At 34.5% G+C, this 22753-nt stretch carries 23 protein-coding genes; all 23 read right to left on the bottom strand.

The genetic code is table 11. From position 1 onward, the window contains the following. Positions 1–2: 2 nt before the first annotated feature. The 23 genes from ACYVE4_RS31515 to ACYVE4_RS31405 all read right to left on the bottom strand — a co-directional run bounded on the left by ACYVE4_RS31515 (position 3) and on the right by ACYVE4_RS31405 (position 22678). Positions 3–1418, bottom strand: coding sequence for a hypothetical protein (locus ACYVE4_RS31515; RefSeq protein WP_461044406.1), 1416 nt, complete (start codon positions 1416–1418; stop codon positions 3–5). Then, positions 1415–2167 carry a glycosyltransferase family 32 protein gene (locus tag ACYVE4_RS31510; protein ID WP_461044405.1) on the bottom strand — a complete coding sequence of 251 codons (753 nt, stop codon included), beginning with the start codon at positions 2165–2167 and terminating at the stop codon, positions 1415–1417. The genes ACYVE4_RS31515 and ACYVE4_RS31510 overlap by 4 nt, the downstream gene beginning before the upstream one ends. After that, complete coding sequence (gene wecB / locus ACYVE4_RS31505; protein ID WP_461044404.1) at positions 2167–3345, bottom strand: non-hydrolyzing UDP-N-acetylglucosamine 2-epimerase; 1179 nt, start codon at positions 3343–3345, stop codon at positions 2167–2169. Before wecB ends, ACYVE4_RS31510 begins: the two co-directional genes overlap by 1 nt. Then, a complete protein-coding gene (locus ACYVE4_RS31500) occupies positions 3342–4460 on the bottom strand; it encodes an acyltransferase family protein (protein ID WP_461044403.1) in 1119 nt (372 codons plus the stop codon). The genes wecB and ACYVE4_RS31500 overlap by 4 nt, the downstream gene beginning before the upstream one ends. 24 nt (positions 4461–4484) lie before the next feature. Further along, positions 4485–5597, bottom strand: coding sequence for an acyltransferase family protein (locus ACYVE4_RS31495; protein ID WP_461044402.1), 1113 nt, complete (start codon positions 5595–5597; stop codon positions 4485–4487). Beyond that, entirely contained in the window at positions 5587–6561 is a 975-nt protein-coding gene (locus tag ACYVE4_RS31490; RefSeq protein WP_461044401.1) for a glycosyltransferase family 2 protein, read from the bottom strand. The genes ACYVE4_RS31495 and ACYVE4_RS31490 overlap by 11 nt, the downstream gene beginning before the upstream one ends. Before the next feature lie 45 nt (positions 6562–6606). Next, a complete protein-coding gene (locus ACYVE4_RS31485; RefSeq protein ID WP_461044400.1) occupies positions 6607–7644 on the bottom strand; it encodes a glycosyltransferase in 1038 nt (345 codons plus the stop codon). Between the two features lie 19 nt (positions 7645–7663). Next, positions 7664–8461, bottom strand: a complete 798-nt coding sequence (locus tag ACYVE4_RS31480) for a glycosyltransferase family 2 protein (RefSeq protein WP_461044399.1) — start codon at positions 8459–8461, stop codon at positions 7664–7666. A gap of 60 nt (positions 8462–8521) precedes the next feature. After that, positions 8522–9481, bottom strand: coding sequence for a hypothetical protein (locus tag ACYVE4_RS31475; protein ID WP_461044398.1), 960 nt, complete (start codon positions 9479–9481; stop codon positions 8522–8524). Positions 9482–9492: 11 nt separating this feature from the next. After that, positions 9493–10929 (bottom strand): MBOAT family O-acyltransferase, encoded by a 1437-nt coding sequence (locus ACYVE4_RS31470; protein ID WP_461044397.1) that lies wholly within the window; start codon positions 10927–10929, stop codon positions 9493–9495. Between the two features lie 47 nt (positions 10930–10976). Beyond that, the gene (locus ACYVE4_RS31465) at positions 10977–11981 is read right to left on the bottom strand and encodes a glycosyltransferase family 10 domain-containing protein (protein WP_461044396.1); all 1005 of its coding nucleotides are present in this window, start codon (positions 11979–11981) and stop codon (positions 10977–10979) included. A 42-nt stretch (positions 11982–12023) separates the two neighbouring features. After that, positions 12024–13181 carry a glycosyltransferase gene (locus ACYVE4_RS31460; RefSeq protein ID WP_461044395.1) on the bottom strand — a complete coding sequence of 386 codons (1158 nt, stop codon included), beginning with the start codon at positions 13179–13181 and terminating at the stop codon, positions 12024–12026. After that, positions 13160–14059 carry an NAD-dependent epimerase/dehydratase family protein gene (locus tag ACYVE4_RS31455; protein WP_461044394.1) on the bottom strand — a complete coding sequence of 300 codons (900 nt, stop codon included), beginning with the start codon at positions 14057–14059 and terminating at the stop codon, positions 13160–13162. The genes ACYVE4_RS31460 and ACYVE4_RS31455 overlap by 22 nt, the downstream gene beginning before the upstream one ends. Positions 14060–14073: 14 nt before the next feature. Further along, positions 14074–15006, bottom strand: coding sequence for a nucleotide-diphospho-sugar transferase (locus tag ACYVE4_RS31450; RefSeq protein WP_461044393.1), 933 nt, complete (start codon positions 15004–15006; stop codon positions 14074–14076). 6 nt (positions 15007–15012) lie between these two features. Continuing rightward, positions 15013–15855 carry a glycosyltransferase family 2 protein gene (locus ACYVE4_RS31445; protein ID WP_461044392.1) on the bottom strand — a complete coding sequence of 281 codons (843 nt, stop codon included), beginning with the start codon at positions 15853–15855 and terminating at the stop codon, positions 15013–15015. A 29-nt stretch (positions 15856–15884) separates the two neighbouring features. Beyond that, a complete protein-coding gene (locus ACYVE4_RS31440; protein WP_461044391.1) occupies positions 15885–16580 on the bottom strand; it encodes a class I SAM-dependent methyltransferase in 696 nt (231 codons plus the stop codon). A gap of 49 nt (positions 16581–16629) precedes the next feature. Continuing rightward, complete coding sequence (locus ACYVE4_RS31435) at positions 16630–17346, bottom strand: FkbM family methyltransferase (RefSeq protein ID WP_461044390.1); 717 nt, start codon at positions 17344–17346, stop codon at positions 16630–16632. 2 nt (positions 17347–17348) lie between these two features. Further along, positions 17349–18203, bottom strand: coding sequence for a glycosyltransferase family 2 protein (locus ACYVE4_RS31430; RefSeq protein WP_461044389.1), 855 nt, complete (start codon positions 18201–18203; stop codon positions 17349–17351). Positions 18204–18222: 19 nt separating this feature from the next. Next, positions 18223–19059 carry an FkbM family methyltransferase gene (locus ACYVE4_RS31425; protein WP_461044388.1) on the bottom strand — a complete coding sequence of 279 codons (837 nt, stop codon included), beginning with the start codon at positions 19057–19059 and terminating at the stop codon, positions 18223–18225. Between the two features lie 67 nt (positions 19060–19126). Continuing rightward, positions 19127–20059 (bottom strand): nucleotide-diphospho-sugar transferase, encoded by a 933-nt coding sequence (locus tag ACYVE4_RS31420; RefSeq protein WP_461044387.1) that lies wholly within the window; start codon positions 20057–20059, stop codon positions 19127–19129. 24 nt (positions 20060–20083) lie between these two features. Continuing rightward, positions 20084–20968, bottom strand: coding sequence for a glycosyltransferase family 2 protein (locus ACYVE4_RS31415; protein WP_461044386.1), 885 nt, complete (start codon positions 20966–20968; stop codon positions 20084–20086). A 5-nt stretch (positions 20969–20973) separates the two neighbouring features. Further along, positions 20974–21804: an alpha-1,2-fucosyltransferase gene (locus ACYVE4_RS31410; protein ID WP_461044385.1), complete on the bottom strand. Its 831-nt coding sequence runs from the start codon at positions 21802–21804 to the stop codon at positions 20974–20976. Positions 21805–21835: 31 nt separating this feature from the next. Continuing rightward, positions 21836–22678 (bottom strand): DUF5672 family protein, encoded by an 843-nt coding sequence (locus tag ACYVE4_RS31405; protein ID WP_461044384.1) that lies wholly within the window; start codon positions 22676–22678, stop codon positions 21836–21838. Between the last annotated feature and the right edge of the window lie 75 nt (positions 22679–22753).

Here is a 22753-nt window from a genome sequence, read left to right as displayed (position 1 = left end):
GATTATGATCGGCCTGCCACTTTGAACAAGTTCCAACCAATGACAATCACTGAAACCAAGATCAGATAAGGAACATAGTATTTCTTATTTTTCTTATTCATTTGCGAAATACCATAGGCAGCCAAAACGGCTAGAAATGGAAGAAGCGGTAAGTGAAAGCGTTCGGATAATGCAAAGCCACTAGAAGCCAAAACAAAAATGTAGGAAAAAATAGCAGCTAATAATAAAATATGATACTTAAATCGCTTCTGTTTATAAAGGGCGTATAGCGCAATCATGACAAAAAATGCGTAGACATTGCGCGTAAAGAATGCACCGCCTAACATCATTGCATTGGGTTGATCAATATCAATGAGTGTCGGGAAAGGAGCCATGAGCATTAAAGGAAAAAATATACTTTTAGAGCCATAATGCGCTAATTTATTATTACCGTCTGTTCGTGTTGAATAGCTCCTGAGCTGAGATACCTGATTTTTATCACTGGCTTCAATATGTTCATTAATATCATCAGCTATCGGGGTGCCGACAATCATAAAACCTCCAGCTATCACTAAAAAAATAATTATAATACGCTTATACATTTTAGATACTCTGCTAGTTGTAAAAATTGCCGCTACTGCTAACGATCCTATTAAACAACCTGCCAATACAGTACGAAAGAAAAACAATAAACCTCCAGCAATGAATACTAACGCTATGTCATTGAACTGAATCTTTCTTGCACGAATAAGTTTATCAGATGAATAAATGAAGGCTACCCCTATAAAAACCATTTCAGTTTCTTTAACGTGCAGGCCACTATAATAAATTAAGTTCGGCATTATCATCGCAATAATTCCTGCCATTCGACCCGTAGCCTCATCAAAATTATTTAAAGCGATTTTATACGTCATGAAGCAAGTAGCAGCACCTAAGAGCGCTTTAATTATGCGAGGTATTATAATATGATCTCCCGCTAAATAATAGATATTACCTAGATAAAATGGATATCCCATATCGGCATAGTTCTTACCAACATAGTCCATATACGTGCTAAATTTCTCTTCTTGCAGTAGTTGAGCAAGCCATACACCCTCACTATGGTAGCCATAAGAATCGGCTGCTTCAAATTCAAAAGGTCTACCAGTTAAGGCTTCATAATAAAAGTAGCTAAATAAAATCCAGAGCAATCGAATAAAAAAAGCAGTCCAGAATAACTTAGTCTCGTACAGTTTCGTCTTGAAATTCAGCCATGACTTAGATACTAATTGAATAGCCATGAAGAATGAGACTACCTCAAATATATCAAAAGCAACCCATTGGATTTTCAAGGGTCTGTTAATAAAAATAACAAGACAAATTGTAATAATAATACCAAAATATACAATTGCCTTTGTTGTATAATATTTGGGAAGAAAAATTCTATCAGTAGCGGTCATCGTTTATCTAAAGAAACAGGATTAAAAAGTACAGTTAGCACATTTCTTTTTGTTCGTACTAGATAGTCAGTAAGGCGTACACCGATTATTTTTCTAAAAAAATATTTTTTAAGTTTTGCGCCAGTAGGCTGCCATGAACCTTCAAAGTGATGTATACAATATGTATTATTGGTAAGTGTAATTAAACCTGACCGGGATTTCGGGCAGAAAAAATCTTTCGGAAACATGTGCATACTATTTTTATACACCTGATAACTGTTTTTCAAGTTAAATCCACTAGCCGACATAATCCTGGAAATGATTTCGACATTTGTAGTCATATCATAAGAGTTATCGGATAATAGAAAGTGCTTGTTGTCATAATAATTTAGTTGCTCAGCCGCCCACTCATTGTATTGTTCGCTAGCCATAATTCCTGTCGGAATTTCTGTCTCGCTTTCAAATCCAGAAAAAGCAGGCAAGTGCAAAAGATTATCCAGACTTTTTAAGATTTCTACATCTGTATCCATGTACACTCCACCAAAGTGGTAAAGGGCATAAAGTCGAACATAGTCGGTAACGAAAGCGAATTTTCGGGCTTCATAGGCCTCTTTAACATAAGGGACACTACGTATGTCGAAGGTATCCTCATTCCAGAGACGTAATTCATAGTCAGGCAGGAATTTCTTCCAGGAATCAATGCACATGTGGGCCATTGCTGGCATTTCTCCCCTACCAAACCAACAATAATGAATTACTTTAGGAATCATCAGGCAGTTACTAGATAAGGCTGATTTTTTTCGATAATATAATTAACGATTCTCACGCAAGCCTTGCCATCGCCATAGGGATTATGCGCCCTCATCATTTCAGTATAGATTTCCCAATCATCGAGCAATAGGCTCACATTTGTTACTATACTATTCGTATTTGTACCAACAAGTTTAACCGTACCGGCTTCAACAGCCTCCGGGCGCTCAGTTGTATCGCGCATGACCAGGACCGGCTTGCCTAAACTAGGCGCTTCCTCCTGAATGCCCCCACTATCCGTTAAAATCAAGTAAGACGATTTCATCAGATAGACGAATGATAAATAGTCTAGTGGAGTAATCAGGAACAAATTGCGCATCCGCTCCGTGAACAGCAATCGGTTTACAGGTTCCTGCACATTTGGATTTAAATGAACAGGGTAAACAAAATCAACATCCGGGTAATTGAGTGCGAGGTGTTTGATAGCCAGGCAAATATTTGAGAAGCCCTCTCCAAAATTTTCTCGCCGATGACCAGTTATCAACACAAGACGCTTCTTATCATTGAGTCTGTGCACATCATATCCCCTACTCCGAATATCTTCTACAATAGCAAGTTCCATGCCCGAAATGCTGGAAATTTTGCTAACTGTACTTTTCAATGCATCAATCACCGTATTACCAGTTACGACAATCGATGAGTCGGGGATATTTTCGTTTAATAGATTTCGACGAGCCTGATGCGTAGGAGCCAGATGAAACGTCGCCAAACGGCTGGTTAACTGACGATTCATTTCTTCTGGCCAGGGACTATACCTATTGTTTGTTCGAAGACCAGCCTCCACATGAGAGACAGGAACATTCTGGTAAAAAGCCGCTAACGACACAGCCATAGACGTAACCGTATCGCCATGAACAAATACAATATCTGGCTTAAAATTTACGATTACCTGTCTCATATCCAGCAGAATACGAGCGGTAACATCATGTAAATCCTGGCCATTTTTCATAACGTTTAAATCATAGTCAGGAATTATCTCAAAGAGACGTAAGACCTGATCCAGCATTTCGCGATGTTGACCAGTCACACATACTGCTACCTCAAACAGATGATCATGCTGCTGAAACTCTCTAACAAGAGGAGCAAGCTTGATTGCTTCAGGCCGTGTGCCAAATGTTAAAAGTATCTTCAGCCTCATTGTAGTGCGTATTCCTTTTCAACCGCTGTTACGTTACTAATCGGAGTTTTAATAGTTGTAAATCTGTCTTTTAGCTTTATGAAGAATTTTTCATAATACTGATAAGAAAGATAAGCCAGAGAAATGGTAATCATAAAAACAATGGCAGCTCCAAACATCGACTTAGCGAATACACCCATTGATAATGGATTTAACATGGGTATCAATAATGTAATACACAATGGATGAAGAACGTAAATGCCGTAAGAAATCTGGCCTAAAAAAGAGCATATATTGTTTTCCAGATTAACAAGGCGATTTTTCACAGTTATCTGCCCCATAATAATAATTAGCGAAATTATAGAAGCAAATTCATGCGCTATTATCGATGGTAAACGTATAAGACCAAATCCTATTAAAAAGAAAACAGCCCATGAAGTACCTTGCGCTAATTTACTTGAGGAAATTTTGATAAAAATATGGTTTCTTTGATAATATAAAATAGCACCTAAAGCGCCCAGCACTGTGTTATGAAAGCGTAAAACACTAAGGATTAAATAAATCTGCGATTTTTTTCCAAAAAAGAAATAGCTACCAGTTTTTAGAGAAAAAACAACTAGGATAATGATAACAGTGGTGCTCACTAAACTACTATTTTTAATTTTCATGACTAAAGGCCAGAAAGCATAGAATTGTTCTTCTACACCTATAGTCCAGAAATGACCTAGTGGCATTACAGCAAATCCAAGAGAGAAAGGGACATAAGCAGTAAATAGAAGATACCAACAAATAGTAGGTGATAGAATTCTACTGAAGGAAGAATCATAAAAAGGCAAAAACAAACAAATAATTATATATAGATAATACAAAGGGCAAATCCTTAAAATACGCCTTATATAAAAGTTTTTAACATCGATACTACTTATTGCTTTCTCATTCAATAGCAGATAAGTAATAATAAAGCCACTGATAACAAAAAAAGTTGTAACAAAAAATTGGGGCATACGGAATATAAAAAAAGACGGTATCCCCAAAAGGTTGATTTCACTATCAATAATATGTGCAATTAATACAGTCAAAGCAGCAATTCCTCTTAGACCATTCAAACCTGGAAGATAAATAGTTTTATTATTCATTTTACATTTCAGATAAGCAAGTACCTAATGAACGAGTTCAACTACCGGAAGATCACTCTTTCTAGCTTTTATAATTGTAAATTTGTCTTTTAATCGCAAGAAGTACTTCTCAAAATAATTATAAGAAAGATGAGCCAGAATTATAGTAGATAGTAAAACAATTACAAAGCCTAGTATTGATTTAGCAAACGTATTTATCTGTAATGGTTTTAATAGAGGCAAAAATAACGCAATACAAAGTGGATGTATAATATAGATACCATAAGAAATTTGCCCTAGAAAACGACATATATTATTTTCTAAATTAACCAATCTATTTTTTACAGTAGTTTGCCCTATAATAATAACTACTGTAACTACCGCTATGACCTCATGGGCGATAATAGGAGGCACGTATAAAAAGCCGAAGCCAATAGTAAAAAAAGTAATCCAGGAAAATAGTTGTGAAATCTTACTCGAAGCGAGTATTATAAAAAGTTGATTTCGCTTATAATACAAAACGGCTCCTAAGGCGCCAATAACCATCGGATAGAAACGTAGGAACCCGGCAAGTAAGTATAGTTGTGATTGACGGCCAAACCAAAAATAAATCGCTATTTTCAGTGATAATAAGGTAAAATAAATAAATATAATACTAGGTATGAGTTTAGGGTTCTTTCGCTTCATTACCCATGGCCAAAAAGCATAAAACTGCTCTTCTGTTCCTATACTCCATAAGTGACCGAGTATTTCAATAACCTGACTGAATATAAAAGGAATATTAGAAGCAAAAAAAAGATACCAATAGATATGAGGTGACAATACTTGTTCAAATTCACGATTAAAAAAAGTAAGGCAAATGCATACAGCAATGAATAGATAATATAGTGGCCATATCCTTAATATTCGCCTTACGTAAAAAGCACCTATGTTAATACCTGTTTTTTCTTTCTCGAGCAATAATAAATAACTAATCAGGAAGCCGCTAATAACAAAGAAGTGCGTGACGTAAAATTGCCCTATCGGAGGAAATGGCTCAAAAAATACCAAGCCATAACTATCTATTTCTTCGATGAGAACATGAATTAATACGATAAACACAGCAGCAATTGCTCTTAAACCGGTTATGCCAGGAAGGTAAGTTAATCTAGTTGACATTTGCTGAGTTGTTGTACTTGATCAGGTTAATTAATAAAAAGGTTTTGGCTGTAGAGCCTAGCAATTTTAAGGCAAAATATATTTTAACCAATATTGTTGGCCACGTATATATAAATCTGTATAGAAACGGTTGCGTATCCCAATTAATTAATTTTAAAATACGATTAACATCATCAGTATATTTCCCTTGCAAGTGATACGCCATTAAGGAGCGAACTCTAAGTCCATCAAGTAGGGATTTAAGGGTAATATTCTCTTGTTTTTCTAAATAGCCGATATTAAATATAATATGTTCCTCTTTACGCCATAATCTATTGCTATTTAAGGCACGATTATGTAGATCGACATCTTGATTAGAATATGCTAATCTTTTGTTAACATAAGCGATTTTATTTTTAAGCGCAATCCGGACCCACAAATCAAAATCTTCACCAAATTTTATGGTAGGTTTAAAGCCATGCTCTTTATCAAATACAGTTTTTTTTACAACTACGAAAGAGCAATTTATCGGCACCCAGAATGTTCGGGCGTATACGTCAAAATAATCAATATATCCTGTTTCAAAATTCTCATCAACCCCGATGCACGCTCCTCTTTCCTGTTTATTCTTTACTACATAATAGCTTGAGCTATAAAGACCTGCTTCAGGACATTGAATGATCAGATTATGCATTTCCTGGAGAAAGTCTTTATGCCACCAGTCATCTGCATCAAGGAATGCTACGAAATCATATTTTGCTAGCTTTGCACCGTTATTGCGAGCCGTTGAAACACCAGAATTGGGTTGGTTAATGATGCTTAGACGACTATCAACATATTTACTGGCTACTTTTAAGCTATCATCTGTAGATCCATCGTTAATAATTAGTAATTCAAAATCCTGAAATGTTTGTGCAAATACAGACGCAATTGCTTTATTAATATAGTGAACTTTATTATATAAGGGAATAACAATTGAAAACATTATAATAATACGCTAAACTATTTATCAAGTTTTCTAAAATAGTATTCAATTCATTTCTTGGAAAACTTCATTCTGATATTTCTGAAGAAGAATTTTTATAGATCGAGTGGGTGATACATAGTTGAGATAATAATCTCGCGCATTACTTTCCAACGATTGCCGATACGCTACATTTTCTACTATTAATTCTATAGCTGCAGATATATCAGCTTCACTCCCCGACACTATATGAATATGTTTACCATGTTCTAATGGTTCTGGCAATTGATTAATTAGAGGAGTTGAAATGATGGCTTTTCCAAGTGCTAAATACTCACCTAGTTTCCATCCGTGGCATAATGCCCACGCCGGTGTGTTAAAAACTAGTGTAGAAGCTTTTATCTTGTTAATATAGACTTCTTTAGGAACCCAGCTATCCTTAATTATAAGATGCTGAAAGCATGGGTTTAGATTTTTTATTTTGCTGTATACGAATCCTCCTTCAAAATGTAGATTTTGAAAATTCATACAGGCATTCATAAAATTGGCCCGGTATAAATTTACGGTCTCATCATTGTTGATCCATTGATCACTAGCCCAAAGTGTATTAACTGAATATATATAATCTGGTATAGTCGTACCTGGGCTATAGTAGTCTAATGATACTTGTTTACTTTGTTTGTAATAACTAGATAGAAAGCTCTTAATATCCGTATATTTTTTCTGCGCACGAAAGAGGTTTTGCAATCCATACAACCCCGAATGTAATTTACTCCAGAGTTTAATACCAAAGCTAGGTGCTAATTGAGTGATTTTTTGATGATATTTTGCTGGTGTTTTTTCGGCATTAAAGTTTATTTTCCCATATACATCACACCAATCATAATCCATATCCTCAATAATAGAATCGTCGCTCCAGTCTATAACATATCTGTGGATAATGTTAGAGTTGCAGATGGTAAATTTTATAGCCTTGGTTTGCTTTAATCCTTGAAAATATTGACTTGAAAAACCGACGTTAGACTCCCCAAATACGTCGTATAGACCCTTGATGTAAAAGGCTGTATAGTCAATGTTCGATAGGGGATCTATATATACTTTCACTGTAGTGAGCACTAACTACTTAAGCACGCAGTTTATCTAGCTGGAATAATAGTCTATAGGTATTTAGTATCATAAACCAGGCCAATTTATTGCGCTTTAATCGCCTTATTATTGAACCATCTAAGCTGAACTCCTGATAGTCTGGCAGAATGCTATGAGGCAAGGTGTTGAAAAGAACCTCATTACGCTCTTTTTTGTCTAATTCAATGTTGCTGCTAATACCATTTGAATCAAACCATGCTACATCGATGTCACGATAAATTGCTTTCTCGTTATGGAGCCCCACAGCTATCAAATAAAATTTCCAATCAGACACAATTTTTAGTGATTCATCGTATAGCCCATAGCGTTCAAAGAGCGAGCGTTTTATATAAGTTGAAGAATGGTAAATGGTCGACCGGTACAAATCCATGAGCGTAATCTGACGACCGGCGTAACTACGTTCAATTACCCGTTTTCCATTAATTTCACGTACTTGATTACCGTATAGAATACTACATTCATCGAAGCCTTGTAACATCTGCTCCGTGACGCTTGGAGTTAGTAAATAATCGCCCGAATTAAGGAACTGACAATATTCGCCTTTAGATTCTTTTATTCCCTTGTTCATGGCATGATAAATACCACGATCAGGTTCACTTACCCAATAAGCGATTTTAGATTCGTACGCTCGTATAACCTCTAAACTACCATCCGTAGAACCACCGTCAATTACGATATATTCAAAATCGACTGAGGTTTGTTTGATTACACTTTCTATCGTTTTCCTCAAACCAGAGGAATTATTGAGATTGATAGTAATGATAGAGAGTTTCAAGTTATCAACAATTATTGTTATGTGAAATATATAATCGGCAAAAAATAATCTGCTGTTGAATTAATTAGGAGCCAAAATGTTTATTTGATCAAAACAATATTTGGTAAATAATTCAGAGCCTTTGGCATCCATATGTATTCCATCTACAAACAAACTATCCTCCCACATCCGGTTATTCCCATTTGCAAATTGATGGTTATGTTTTTTCACAATAGATTCAACTTTTTTGGTATGACCTTTTAAATCGTTAATCATTACCTCGTTTAATTTCGCTAGAGATCCTTTACGAACTGGCGACTGAAAAAAATAGAGTTTGATATTATTTTTAGAGCAATAAGAAGCTATACTGTCCAAATAATTATACTGATAAGCAATTGTCTTATTCTTTATGTATATTTCATTATATCTTCCAGGAGACATAATTAGATTATGTCTATTAAAATTTATAGCTCCATATTTATCAAAGCCCAAGTATTCATAAAAATTCACATAGTTCCTAGCTATTTTTGCTATTATAGTATTATCAAGATAGTATCGTAAATTAAACGTTTTGATATATACATTATACAACTCACCATTACTTACAGTTAAGTAATCTTTCAAAACGCTATAATTCACTTTCTTTTCGGTGGTCTGAAAGTCAGGTATGTTGCTGCCAACTAATAAAGTTTTAAATGGATAAATGTCATGTAATATCTTCAACAAATAATAGGTATCTCTTATAGACATACCCCAAGACGCAGCATTTAAGTAGGATTTCGTACTGAGTCTTTGCGTAATAACAGTTGAATTTAAATTATCTAAACTCATTGATGAACCTATTGATACTACATCTGCATTAAATTTATGATTACGTAGAAACTGCATTTTCTCATTATAGGAATAACTATTTGATAAATTTGGAGCAGCTATATCAGTAGATTTTATTTGATTTCTATAAATATAAATCCCTAATAGAAAAAAGCTCAACAGGCAGCTGAATAAGACAAATGCTAAAATATTATTTACAAATCTTCTCATATATCTTTACTCTAGAATTGAAAATAAATGAATTGTTGTTCAGGACCTGCAAAATATAATAAGGCTAATAGTATAACGTAATAAACTCCCCATCTAGCTACCCTAGGCAACTTGTATCCCAATTTAGCAATTGCATACGGCTGTTCACGTCCTATCCATTCAACACCCATAAATAGTACAATCAATAGGCAAGTTTCGACAGGTTTGACTTTGGGGATAGTAAACAAAGCTGGCGAGAACATTCTCTCAATAAAACTTATAGCATCAGGAATACTTTCAGATCTAAAAATAATATAAGCGAATATTGTCAGACAAAAGGTAATTATCATAGAAAACAATTCTTTGATAGTTGGCAAATAGCGCCCTTGTGCTACAATATCTAAATTAGTTTTACTCGTTTTCATTAGAATTGAAGGAATAACATAAACCGCATTTATTAACCCCCAAACTATGAAATGCCAGTCAGCGCCGTGCCAAAATCCGCTAAGTGCAAAAATGATAAATACGTTTCTAACTGTAATAAGTGTCCCTTGCTTACTACCACCAAGTGGTATATAAACATAATCTCTAAACCAGGTTGAAAGTGATATGTGCCAGCGTCTCCAAAATTCAGCAATATCTCTTGAGAAATATGGGAAGGCAAAATTCTTTAACAATTCTATTCCTAAAAGCCTGGCTGTTCCTAAAGCGATATCTGAATATCCAGAAAAATCACCGTAGACTTGAAATGCGAAGAATAATGGACCTAAAACTAAAGTACTCCCTTCGTATTCTTTATAACTACTAAATATTAAATTCACATATTCAGCACATTGATCCGCGATAACTACTTTTTTAAATAACCCCCATAAGATTTGCTTTAATCCGTCTATGGCTTGCAAATAGTTTAGTGATCGTGTTTTTTTTATCTGAGGTAGTAAATGATCAGTTCGTTCGATAGGCCCTGCAACTAATAATGGAAAAAAGCTAACAAAAAGTGCATAATCTATAAAATTCTTTTCTACTTCGATTCGCTTTCTATATATATCGAAGACATAGGATAAACCGTGAAACGTGTAAAATGATATACCTACAGGCAAGATTACATTTAACGTCCATGTATTAATCTCTACTCCAAATAAAGAAATGGCGTCTTTAAATGATTCTATAAAAAAATTACAATACTTAAAAAAACCTAAAAAACCCAGATTAATCGATACGCTCAGCAAAAACCAAATCTTCCTGACATGTTGGCGGCTCTCTTGAGCCATCTTCAACCCTGAATAATAATCTAGTAAAGTGGAGAATATGAGCAAAAAGAGAAATCGCCAATCCCAACAGGAGTAAAAAAAATAACTTACCACTAACAGGAATGCGTTTTGAAGTCTTAAGTTCTTATTTAAGACAAGCCAGTAGATAGCAAATACTATCGGCAAAAATATTGCGTAGCTTAAAGAGTTAAATAGCATTTTTACAGTTAAGTACTATTAGTGAATAAATTATTCTATTAAGCATATCAGGCAATAATATCTTTCAGTTTTTCCTCCAGCTTTATAAAGTAGTTATATATAATCTCAGGGGAATCTGGTAGCAGTTTTTTCTGCTTCACGAAAGAGTTGTATATATTTTTATTAGTATTGATTTTAGTTATTTCATTAATAACTGGCTCATTATCAGAATTTAATTTCAAAAAAAATATACAACTCTTATTAAGAATATCCGGCTCGGGGTTATTTTCGCTACCCCAATAGATAGGAATACATCCTGAAAATAGAGAATCAAATATTTTCTCTGTAACATATCCGGCAGTATTGGAGTTTTCTGGGCACAAGTTGAATTTGAAAGTCTTTAAATACTCTCTTTTATTTTCGCCAAACAAGTCTCTCAAATCAGTATCATTACTCATAAAGCTACTCGGGAAATTCACTTTGTCAATTTTCAAAATTTCATCAGCGAAGTATTTCCTATGGCCATAATAGTCGTTACGGCAAATAAAAGCACAAAATTTGCTGCGCGTAAGGTCGTTATCATTTATGGTATTAATGATATGGCATTTTTCAACAATATCCCCATAACTATCCTCCGGGTTAAATAGGGCCATGATCCAATATGGAAATCTCAAATAGTTTGGATGATCTATATAGTCAAAACCTAAGGAAAGACTAATGTCGTTGTTCTCGATTAGTAAATCTCTATATGGATACCAGGGAGAATTTTCTATATGTACATTCTCAACTGTATAGAATATTTTATAAGAACTGCTATTAAGTTTTATTGCCAACTTATTTCCGTTAACGCTAAATAGGCCTATCGTTTTTGAAATAGGCAGACAAAGCCTTTTAGATATGAAGCGGTATAACCAATGAGAAGTTACGTCATTTTGATAACCAGTATTATAATTATTTACAGCATGAATTTGATAGTTAAACAATTTGATTTGATGGTTTTTCGATAATTCATAATCATGGCAATACCTACGAATAGTTCTATACAATTCAACCGATTGATTTTTCAGGTTCATTATTTAATCTCTACAGCCTAATTTTCTTCTTAAATAGAATGACTAACTATTGTTTTCGAATAAAGACAGGAAAGCTATAGCGTGATTTCGTTTATTATTTTCATAATCCAAAGTTGGATCGGGATAGTTATTAGCTTCCATCTGTAGAATTGCGTCAGCTAGTTGCTCCTCACAACCTGGGTTGAAAAATATATAATAATCATTTTCTGGCAATTGCTCTTTATGGACTTTTATATCAGATAGTATAATTTTTTTATTTAAAGCTTTGGCATCTTCAACTACTGTACTCCAGCCTTCAAATAAGGAAGGTTGAATTACAGATATCGCATTTTTCATAATGCATAATTGTTCTGCTCTATCTATAAATCCAAGGAATTTTATATTATTTTCCAACGACTCCTCAATCACCATCCTTTTTAGCGAAGATGTGTAGGATGGGTTTCGATGATCATCTTCTCTACCCGAGAATAACACTAATACATTTTTTTTACGTTCAGTAAGTTCTTTAACTGCTTTAATAATCACTATTTGATTTTTATGTGCCCAAAACTGATTAGGCGCAAAGTAGTATGGTCTATCAATTGAGTATTTTCGAGCAATTTTATCGAAACTTAGTGATAAGATAGGTGGATGTGTAACACTGAAGGGAATAACGAAAACTTTTGCTTTGGAGTCTGGGTATAAAAATTTGAAGTCGTTCTTTGCATCTAAACTACTCAGCACCATTTTCTCTGCTTTATAAGCTTGCAGGATTTGCCGTTGTTTAATTGCGATCAATTCGTCAGTGCTAAAAAAAGAAGGCAAGTGCAGTTCTTGAAAATCAGCAATCCAGTAAGCCTTTTTAGAGTCATCAATCAAGCTAAAATATTCCCCAACTGGATTAGGGAAAAGCAGATCGAAATTATTAGGCAGTTTTGAGTTGGCTATTTTTTTCTTAACTAATCGTAAAGAAAAGGCGTTTACAGATTTTTCCCACAGTGACTGTTCTGATCTGTTTTTTAGAAAAGTCAAGTATGGATATTTTGTTTCATTTTTAATATAATTGAAATCTGTTTTTTTAGAAGAAATAATTGTGATAAACGGCTTAGTATTATCAGTCAACAAATTTAAGGCGTGAATTAAATTCAAAATATAATAGGTTCCACCGATCCATTTCTCATTATAGCTAAACAGTAGCCCTAAGCGTTTTCTCTGGCCCATTGTATGTACTTCTTTATACCTGAATCGATTGATGTTGAAGGAGAGTACTTATAAGATTGTAAGATTGATATGTCAGCCCGCCAGTTATTAGGATCACCCTTTCTTTTAGAGCCAATAAAGTTTATTTCCCCAGTCCAGTTAGCTTGTTTACAAAAGCATTCTACTAAATCCCTGATTTTGATTTCAACCCCATTTGCTACATTAATACTTTCCCCCTTAAAATCAGCATTTTGTATAATTAATTCTATAGCACACGCAATATCATGGATATAGATAAAGTCCCTAGTTTCGGTGCCATCTCCAAATAGTTGAACAACCGAACTACTTTGCATTTTACTATATAAGTCCCACAATAGTTGCTTTCTCAATCCTTCTCCATAAGCAGAAAAAATGCGTAGCGAGCAAGTTTTGAGATCATAAAACTGAGAGAATTCTTTACAAATGCTTTCAGACATCAACTTATGTAATCCATAAGGTGATATCGGACAAGGTGGCAAGGTTTCTTTAATTGGTAATATTGCTGGATTCCCATAAACCGCAGCGCTCGATAAATTGATAAATTTGCATTCTGAGTTATACTTTCTTATAGTATCAAGCAGTCGAAATACATTGTACGTATTTAGAGTAAAATCGCGTTGTGGATGAGTCAAAGAGTCTGGTACATTCGACGCACCGCTACAGTTGATACAAACATCAAATTGTAGAAACTCAAATACATCATGGAAATCAGCATTTGATGAATCAATTCTAAAATAGTTATTATTAGTATAATCAGGTATTACATCACATCCCCAGCAAATATTTACCCCTTTATCCAGGAAATAATTATATATATAAGAGCCTATAAATCCTTTAACTCCTATAATTAATATATTCATGTTTTTGCGCTATACTAGGCTACGTTTCTTGATATTATCGTTTTAATCAATTTCAACACAGTTTTTTTGGCTAAGCTTCGCTTTTCGGGATTGACAAACCGCTCAAACACATACCAGTCGAAGTAATTATCTATCTTTTGTGAATCAGGATGTTTCAGCGGAAATTTTAACGATATAGTGGGTAATATGCCGATACCCATACCCGGATCGAACGTGTGCGTTGCATTTTCATCATATCCAATGTTCGTTATCAGATTGACGGTTGGGATGATGCTATATGTTCCCTCGAACAATCGAGAAAATAACCACTGAAAATCCCATACATCATTACGCACGTCTTTGAAATAATAGTCAAACTCTCTTGAAAAATGATTGTACAATGCGTCGCTGGTTAATTGTTTCCTTACTTTTTCTTTTCCAGCAGGAGTCGCCCATTGGCTTGCAGTATAGTCGAAGTGTAGCCAGGCTCTTCGCCAGGATGCCCACCCCCAACTGAAGCCTACATTGGAAAACAGATAGGAATTGCGGCTAAATTTCCAGTTAACAACTGGATTCGTTCCACTGATCATCGAAATGCTGGTATCAGATCGGTATGTTTCGAGTAGCTCTTCGCAGAATGTAAAAAAGCTAGTATGAGCCAGGCAATCATCTTCCAGAATTATTCCTTGTTCTACATGCGCAAAGAACCACGAAATGGCCTCAGCTGGTCCGCGCCCACAACCCCGATTCTCATTACGAAAAAGCGTTTTTAAATCGCATGGCCAGTCTATCTGATTAATAATTTCTCTTGTGGCAGCACAGGCTTCAATATCACCTGGCTTATTTGGCCTCGGGCCATCGGCGGCAATAAACAACTGCCGAGGTTTAACTTTTCTAATTTGCTCGAACGACTTTTGGGCAATGCCGGGCCGATTAAATACAAGTAATAATATAGGCGTAGCGAGCATGAATGTTTATCTATCAATCATTGGGTTAAACGGTACTTTTACCGCAACTAATTTGCGGAGTTTCTTCACGACCTTATAGAAAAATACCAGCATCGTGTAGAGTACTTTCTGGTTTTTGTACCAAGCTAATATTTCCATCTCGCGCTCCCGTTTGTGCCAGTAATCGTAATCGGCTAGCACTCGTTTGGGTAAACTTTGATCCAGTACAGTGCTGATTTCCTGTATTGTATATTTGTTGGATTGTGAACTTTGTCCGTTCATGTCGTAGTAAGCCAGGAACTTGTTCACATATTTGTACGTCGCGTTTTCGAGTATGATGGATTTTATCCAGAAGGCATAATCGGCGTGCAAATGCAGGGTTTCATCATACATTCCATGCCGGGAAAACAATACTCGTTTTATTAGCGTCGACTGGTGACCTATGGTGTGTTTAAAAAAACTACGCATGGTTAGAGCCGGGGAGTATCGTACGGCCTCAAAGCGGTTGTTATCATAGCTTAAATACGTGTTAAAATAAATGATATCCTCGCCTGTACATTCACTGATCGCTTCCTTCAGGATTCCTTTGTTTAACCAATCGCCGGAGTTTAGGAACAAACAATACTCACCCGTAGCTCTAGCGATTCCTTTGTTCATATCGCTGTAAATACCAGCCTTAGGTTCTGATTGCCAGTAAGTAATGTAGCTAGTATATTCCTTGATTACTTCCTGGCTCCCATCGTCTGAATTTCCATCAATCACTATGTATTCGCAATGGCTAGTTAACTGAGACGTTACGCTTTCGATGGTTTGTCGCAAACCAGTCGCATTATTCCAATTGATGGTAATAATCGAAAGCTTCTTTTGCATACAACTGAACGTAACCGTAGCTCAGAAGTTTACTTTTGCAGTTCTACGTACGTATTAACTTTATCCTGATTGGCACGAGTTTCCAGGTCGTTCAGCACGCTATGAGTAGAGACTCCATATGTAGTGAACGTTATTCGGGAATAACCCAGATGGGTAGCCACTAGCCGAAGTTCTTCACGACTGTAGAAATGAATATGTCCCCACTGATCATAGCAATCCAGCCTCGCGTTGTAGGCCGATTTGTACGATGTTGGTCTGAAATAATGATTTTGCAGAACACCCTCCAGGCCAGGGAAACTCATCCGGAGCACACCGCCGGGTTTTAGTACCCGAAAGCATTCACTTAAAAAGGTAATCGAATCAGCCTGAGAAAGATGTTCAATAAAATCTTCACAGAAACCGTACTCAAAACTATTATCCGCAAAAGGCTGTCGGGAGGTAAGATCTAGTGTCCGAAAATAAAATGAGTCGACCGGATGCTGGCTGGCGTCAGGGATTTGGGTTTCACGCCAGGCCGCTAACAGTTCTATGGGCAACGAATCTACATTAACCCAATCGTTCAGCAATTTTGTACCGCAACCGTATTGAATCTTACTAAACCCCTTTGTATCAAGATAAAATCCTTCGTCTGTCTGGTTTGAAAACTTATTCTGTTGGATTTTCTTCAATTCATATCCTAATCCATTGACGGCGGTATGTAAACCTCGTTTGAGTGATCGAACCATAGTTTCCGAATAGTTTACCTTATGTACGTTTATGTTTCTCTAGTGTTAATTAAGCCGTTTCCCGATAGAAATAGCCTTCCGCCTGCAAAATCTCGCCCGTATCATAGTTGCGGTGACCAGCTTCCAGCAGCATGAGTTTGAATCCATATTCACGCAATAGGTTTACCATGTCGAACATAAGGGTTTCACCTTCGTACAAGGGTAATAGTGACAACTCCATCTGAAAGCCGCTAATTTTGTCCAGCGAACGCAGACATCCTTCAAAAACCTGTTTTTCATATCCCTGTGTATCAATCTTGACATACAATCGGGAATCGTCTGTGTAATATTGATCGATAAGCGAATCAATAGTCTGAACCGGCACATTGATTTTACGAAGTGAAATGGACTCTGGGGCACTTGCTACATGTACAGGCAGCACATCCAGGATAGAACTGCTGTAGGAATTTTGGGAAACATTTAGATGGGTTTCTCCAATAAAATTACCAATCGCAGTATGCACAACAGTCCAGTCTCCATCCTGATCAGCCGTAAATTTTGCCTGGAGAAAGGCGTCAGGCAGGGGTTCAAACGAAACGATTTGGCCAGTAAATCCCAATTTACGAAGTCGTTGTCCAAACTGGCCCGTATTGGCCCCTACGTCGAAAATCAAATTAATTCCGTATTTCCTAAGCAAATCAAGCTGCTGCCGTAACAGTGGATCTGTCGGCAGATGCAAAATATCGTACCCAAAACGCTGGGCGATGTTTTTCAATAATTTTCTCATCGTCAGAACAGACTTAATATTGTACGTTGCAAGCCACGTTTTAAGCGTCGACAAAAGACCCCTAATCGAATTATTCCAGTACGTTCTAAGAATTTGTAAACCTTATATTCACGGCTTTCCAGCCAGTGTTGCGATTGCCTTTCTAGTTTGTCAAAACGCTCATAATCAGATAAAAACAACGGATATTTTTCACGCAAAACGCTAAGCTGTTCCTGCCGAGGTAACATATTTGTAGCGGGATCACAACTAATACCGTCCATGTTGAAATAAGCTACAGCATCTTGATAATGAAAATAAGAGCTGTTCCTAACTAGAATTGCTTCTAAAAAAAAAAGCCAATCTGATGCTATTTTAAGGTTTTCGTTATAAAGACTAATGGTGTCAAATAAGCTCTTTTTTATAAAAGTAGCCTGATGAGGAAGTGTATTAAAAAAAAAATCTTTTGCGGTAATCTTTTCTGGGGATCTAACTAACCACTTTACTTGCCCATTTTCATTATCGTAGTAATAAATATTACCAGAAATTATATCAGCTGTAGGTTTAGTAGCAAAAACATTTTCAAGAGTATTATATGAAACCAACCAATCGCCTGAATTTAAGAACAAACAATAATTACCTTTTGCATGACGAATTCCTTTATTCATGGCGTGATAAATTCCATTATCAGCTTCGGAAATCCAGTAAGTTATTTTATCGGCATATTGATCTAATATGTGTAAACTATTATCCGTTGATCCGCCATCTATAATTATAAATTCAAATTGTATAAAAGACTGGCAGATAACGCTCTCGATAGTCTTTTTCAATCCAGAATCATTATTGAGATTAATAGTTATTATTGAGAGCTGGCAGTCCATAAATCAAAACTTGGTTTGATCAAGCCCTTAACTCTGCAAAATAATTGGTAGTGATAAATGACTCGCAGAATTCTTCATATCTATCGATAGGATATAAACCATCCGTTAATATTCTATATATATGATAATTTTTATTAAGCAAATAGTAAAAATCTTGAAAATAAGTCTTGGAATCTATATTACATCCACCAAATTCGAACTGAATGTATGTGATTTTTTTATTAGTTAGCATATTAGAAGCGCCCTGTAGTACATCAATTTCGTGGCCCTCTACGTCTATCTTCAAAAAGTCTACTTTATGGATATGGTTTTCTTTACAAAAATCGTCTATGGTGTCGAGTGCTATTTTTTCAGAATAAGTTAAGTCAATATCAAAATGATCGAGTCTGCGTTTATAAACACTTGATAGGGCCGAGGAATCTTTATCGCTATACAAGCACATTTCTTGTGGTTTAGCACTAAAGCCAATATTATAGGGATGGACATTAGTACTATTCTCTATGTTATTCAGAAAAGTCTGGAATGTTTTTTTAGAAGGCTCAAAAGCATAGATATTAGCCCTAGGCCCAAATACACTATTTAATATTTTAGAATAATGACCTACATTAGCTCCGACATCAAAAATCACTAATTCTTTATTTAATAAGGTCTTTTTGTGAACATAATTTACTACAAATTTCTCACCCGATTCTTCTGGAGAAGCACCATTACCAATATTCATACCTATTAACGAAATTCGATATAATCTTTCAAAAAAAGACTGATATTCCGTTTTACCAAACATTGCCAACAGAATCTCGTTATAACTAAAGAGTCGATTCAGCAATTTAACTATTAAGAAAATTTTAAATTTCATAATCAATAGATTGTGCTTAAATATTGCTGAATAGTTGTCTTAGTTTCTAACTAAAACAATAATCATTTTATTGAATTATACTTTTTAGTAGTCTTTTGAATTGCTTCATAAGCTTTACTATTTCAACTTGGCCAAAAAGCATCTTTTGCACTTCAACATCAGCGTTGTAGTTCCTTATGATTCTATCAGGATGTCTTAATGGTAATTCTAGGTTATATGTAGGCAAATTAGCAATACTGTTATCTGGATTTTGAAAATGAGTACCGTTCTCACCATGTCCGATATTTGAAACAAGGTTAGCCTTAGGAATAATAGCTAATCTTTTGTGCTTCATACTGTGATAATGAAACTGAAAATCCCACATATCCTGTGGTTGTTCTCTATATAAATAGTTAAATTTTTTTTGCCACCACAAAGCAAACTTTTTATCAGGAAAAAGAAACTGTAATAGCTCACGTTGGTTTACGCTATCCCAAGAATCTAGTTTAAAATCAAAACCAGTCCATGCCCTTTTCCATGTTGCCCACCCCCAGCTCGACGGGAATACAGAAAAATAATAATCCTCCTCTAGAAACATTGGTTGAGTAGTTTGAAAATTATTTCCAGAGATAGCAGATATCGAATGGTTGTCTCTGTATTTTACTAGTAATGCGTTACAAAAGTCAAAAAATGATTTATTAGGTAGGCAGTCATCTTCCAGAATTATGCCCTCGCTAACATGTTCGAAAAACCAGTCGATAGCTAAAGAAGGCCCCTTGCCACATCCTACATTTTCTTGCCTAAACAACGTTTTAACAGTACAGGGCCAATCTATTTGTTGAAGTACCCAGGCTCTGATTAACTCACATTTTTTTTTCTCTTCCGGGATATCATGCCGAGGGCCATCTGAAGCAATGAATAATTTCTCTGGCCTGTACTCTCGAATAGCTTGAAAAACTTTTTTTGTTTCTTCGATTTTATTAAAAATAATAAATAAAACTGGTGCAGAATACTTATTCATTTTAAGTTAAGAAATTCTTAAAATCTATTTCCCTACTTGACTTAATAGCAGTGAATAGAAAGGTGTGATATCGTAAGATAAAGACCTAATTAAATAACTTAAAGTAAAGAGTGATTTCTTTTTAAATTCACCCTTGGCTCGTTTAAGATATTCTATAGCAATTGCTTTCTTGATAATATTATTATATTTTTTACGATTCTCTAAATTTAAATATTTCAAATGCTTGATGTAATTTTTATAGCTCAAATTACTATTTGTAATACTATTGGAATGTCGTCGATATACACTCATTGTTTGTTTCATACAATAAGCATTACCATGCTCACAAAGCCTAAGAAACAGAACTATATCGTAAAATAGAAATTCATTAATATAGTTAAAATCAAAACTAATATTGTTTCGAAAAACAACAGATGCGGTTGCTATAATCCAGTTAGATAGTATCTCTTCGCCTACATATTCTCTATCTTCTAAAACACTAAATATATTCTCTCTGTAAGGCTGACCTGTATATTGATGAGCTTCAATTGCTTCATGGAAACACATGCTAAAGTTTGGATGTGCCTCCATGAAATCTACTTGCTTTTGTAATTTATATGGATCTGTCCAATAATCATCACCTTCGCAAATAGCTACATATTTACCAGCACAAGCTTTTATATTGTCAAAGTAATTATACTTTAATCCCAAATTCCTATCACGAAATCTAAGCCTAATTATATTCGGATAAGTTCTTTGATAGTGCTCTAGAATTGTACGCGTAGAGTCTGTACTAAAATCATCACAAATAACTATCTCATAAAAGAAATTAGTTTTTTGCATCAAGACGCCCTCTAGAGCTTGTGTAATGTATGATTCATGGTTATAGGTAATAATATTTACACTTATTATAATATCATTTTTATTCATTACTATTAAATTCTAATCCATTCAGATGGCACAATATCATTTTCTGGCAGGTTATTAAACCACTTTTTCGGACTTATAATTACTTTAGTTTCATTTTCATTTAACCATGCAGCCCACCAGCTAAATGTACTATTTGCTATGATATTATGTTTACACTTGCTCATCAGAAACATATCCTGCCAACTTTCTGAACCCTTATTCCAATCAACCAAAGTGTACTCAAATTCAGTAATATTATCTTTAACCCAATCTTTATCGTCACTAAATATGTAATACAACGGTTCGTTAACAGTTTTTTTTATCAATTCAATTGCTTCTCTATAATAATCTATCGTGCAAATATTATTAAATTCCTCATGTTCAGTATAATCTCCACGTCTTATATGAATACTTATCGAATTTATTTTTTTTACTTTTTCTAATGCGTCTTTCGTTTTAGCATTAAGCAGGTTATAATTAAATTTATACAAACATCTTATATCGTTTTTAAATGACTCAAAATACATTTCTGATTGCCAAAACCCTTCATAAATAACAAAAGGATAGGGAGTTAACATGATATCGCTAACATATTTTACACCAGGTTGTATTTTCCTCTTATATATTTTTCTAATTAAATTATTACTGTAAATTTTATTTATCAACTTATAATAATGTATTGAACGTGTTGTAATAGCTGGAAATATCTTATCTAGCTCGTATCCAGAGTGATGTTTGTCTGTTTGAAAAAAATCTATTTCAACGTACTCAAACTTCCTTCTCTTTGCTAAGACAAAATAAAAAGCATAAGTAAACATTTGATTACCTAAGCCTCCTGTAATTAAAACTATTTGCATTGATTATTACTTAAAAAATCTTCTATATATATTATTTTTCAATATAATATTTTAGAGTTTTTTTAGCTACATGAATTTTATTTAATATTTTTAATTTATAGAAATAAGTTGGTATAATCTTTTCAAACCAGAATTCATTATCGTGAATATCAAAATCATTTCTATACCAGGCATGGCAACCAGTTGGCAGTTTATTATTATTCAATTTAAAAGAGTCTTTAGGGAAACTTTCAAAGGAAAATTTTATAGCTTCTAGTTTATGAGGCAAATTGTAATTATTCCTATTAAATAATAATAAAAAAATTACATCCTCCGGCCAAAATTTACTGATTAACTCTTCAACAAACGCTTCATTATAAGATATAGCATTTATGCAGGCTTGTATTTTTCTTAATGAGAAACCTCCATTTAAGAAACAATTTTTCAATTGTAAATCTACGCCAAAATCACTCTCAAACTTTTTCAAAATCAAGTCGTTTGTTTTTTCAGATATTGGAGCACCAATAAAATCATAATCTTTTTGCATCCATTTTATTAAATCATCAGTAAAAACATAAGCATCAAGCTGGTATATTAACATATAGTCAAAGCTAATAAAATAATTATAGAATTTTATTGAGGTAAGTAATTTACTGTAGGTATATATATCTATAAAATATCCTTCAGGCAAGGGCATCTTTTCAATAAAAACATTTTCTTTTTTAGCTATTTTATCATATAATAACAAATCAACATTTTCAGGGTAAACCACGAATAAGCTATGCCTTTTAAGAACTTTCAAACATCTAACAAATGACAGTTCTTCAAAATGATTTGGTATTGATTTATAAATCGGTATTACAATTACAATTTTCTGAGTATTACCAACTGTCATTTTATTAAAGAGCACTACTAAAAACAATTAATAATTGATAAGTATACTTATAATAAGTAAACAAAAATCATACTC

The sequence above is a fragment of the Spirosoma harenae genome, from assembly GCF_054776975.1.
This window is presented reverse-complemented; position numbering and strand designations above follow the sequence as displayed.

Excerpts from the sequence above, each read along its gene's own strand:
- ACYVE4_RS31510 (WP_461044405.1), bottom strand. The coding sequence starts at position 2,167 with ATGATTCCTAAAGTAATTCATTATTGTTGGTTTGGTAGGGGAGAAATG.
- ACYVE4_RS31440 (WP_461044391.1), bottom strand. The coding sequence starts at position 16,580 with ATGGTTCGATCACTCAAACGAGGTTTACATACCGCCGTCAATGGATTA.
- ACYVE4_RS31495 (WP_461044402.1), bottom strand. The coding sequence starts at position 5,597 with ATGTCAACTAGATTAACTTACCTTCCTGGCATAACCGGTTTAAGAGCA.
- ACYVE4_RS31500 (WP_461044403.1), bottom strand. The coding sequence starts at position 4,460 with ATGAATAATAAAACTATTTATCTTCCAGGTTTGAATGGTCTAAGAGGA.
- ACYVE4_RS31455 (WP_461044394.1), bottom strand. The coding sequence starts at position 14,059 with ATGAATATATTAATTATAGGAGTTAAAGGATTTATAGGCTCTTATATA.
- ACYVE4_RS31465 (WP_461044396.1), bottom strand. The coding sequence starts at position 11,981 with ATGAACCTGAAAAATCAATCGGTTGAATTGTATAGAACTATTCGTAGG.
- ACYVE4_RS31415 (WP_461044386.1), bottom strand. The coding sequence starts at position 20,968 with ATGAATAAAAATGATATTATAATAAGTGTAAATATTATTACCTATAAC.
- ACYVE4_RS31475 (WP_461044398.1), bottom strand. The coding sequence starts at position 9,481 with ATGAGAAGATTTGTAAATAATATTTTAGCATTTGTCTTATTCAGCTGC.
- ACYVE4_RS31470 (WP_461044397.1), bottom strand. The coding sequence starts at position 10,929 with ATGCTATTTAACTCTTTAAGCTACGCAATATTTTTGCCGATAGTATTT.
- ACYVE4_RS31425 (WP_461044388.1), bottom strand. The coding sequence starts at position 19,059 with ATGAAATTTAAAATTTTCTTAATAGTTAAATTGCTGAATCGACTCTTT.
- ACYVE4_RS31450 (WP_461044393.1), bottom strand. The coding sequence starts at position 15,006 with ATGCTCGCTACGCCTATATTATTACTTGTATTTAATCGGCCCGGCATT.
- ACYVE4_RS31445 (WP_461044392.1), bottom strand. The coding sequence starts at position 15,855 with ATGCAAAAGAAGCTTTCGATTATTACCATCAATTGGAATAATGCGACT.
- wecB (WP_461044404.1), bottom strand. The coding sequence starts at position 3,345 with ATGAGGCTGAAGATACTTTTAACATTTGGCACACGGCCTGAAGCAATC.
- ACYVE4_RS31405 (WP_461044384.1), bottom strand. The coding sequence starts at position 22,678 with ATGACAGTTGGTAATACTCAGAAAATTGTAATTGTAATACCGATTTAT.
- ACYVE4_RS31410 (WP_461044385.1), bottom strand. The coding sequence starts at position 21,804 with ATGCAAATAGTTTTAATTACAGGAGGCTTAGGTAATCAAATGTTTACT.
- ACYVE4_RS31420 (WP_461044387.1), bottom strand. The coding sequence starts at position 20,059 with ATGAATAAGTATTCTGCACCAGTTTTATTTATTATTTTTAATAAAATC.
- ACYVE4_RS31430 (WP_461044389.1), bottom strand. The coding sequence starts at position 18,203 with ATGGACTGCCAGCTCTCAATAATAACTATTAATCTCAATAATGATTCT.
- ACYVE4_RS31515 (WP_461044406.1), bottom strand. The coding sequence starts at position 1,418 with ATGACCGCTACTGATAGAATTTTTCTTCCCAAATATTATACAACAAAG.
- ACYVE4_RS31435 (WP_461044390.1), bottom strand. The coding sequence starts at position 17,346 with ATGAGAAAATTATTGAAAAACATCGCCCAGCGTTTTGGGTACGATATT.
- ACYVE4_RS31490 (WP_461044401.1), bottom strand. The coding sequence starts at position 6,561 with ATGTTTTCAATTGTTATTCCCTTATATAATAAAGTTCACTATATTAAT.
- ACYVE4_RS31460 (WP_461044395.1), bottom strand. The coding sequence starts at position 13,181 with ATGGGCCAGAGAAAACGCTTAGGGCTACTGTTTAGCTATAATGAGAAA.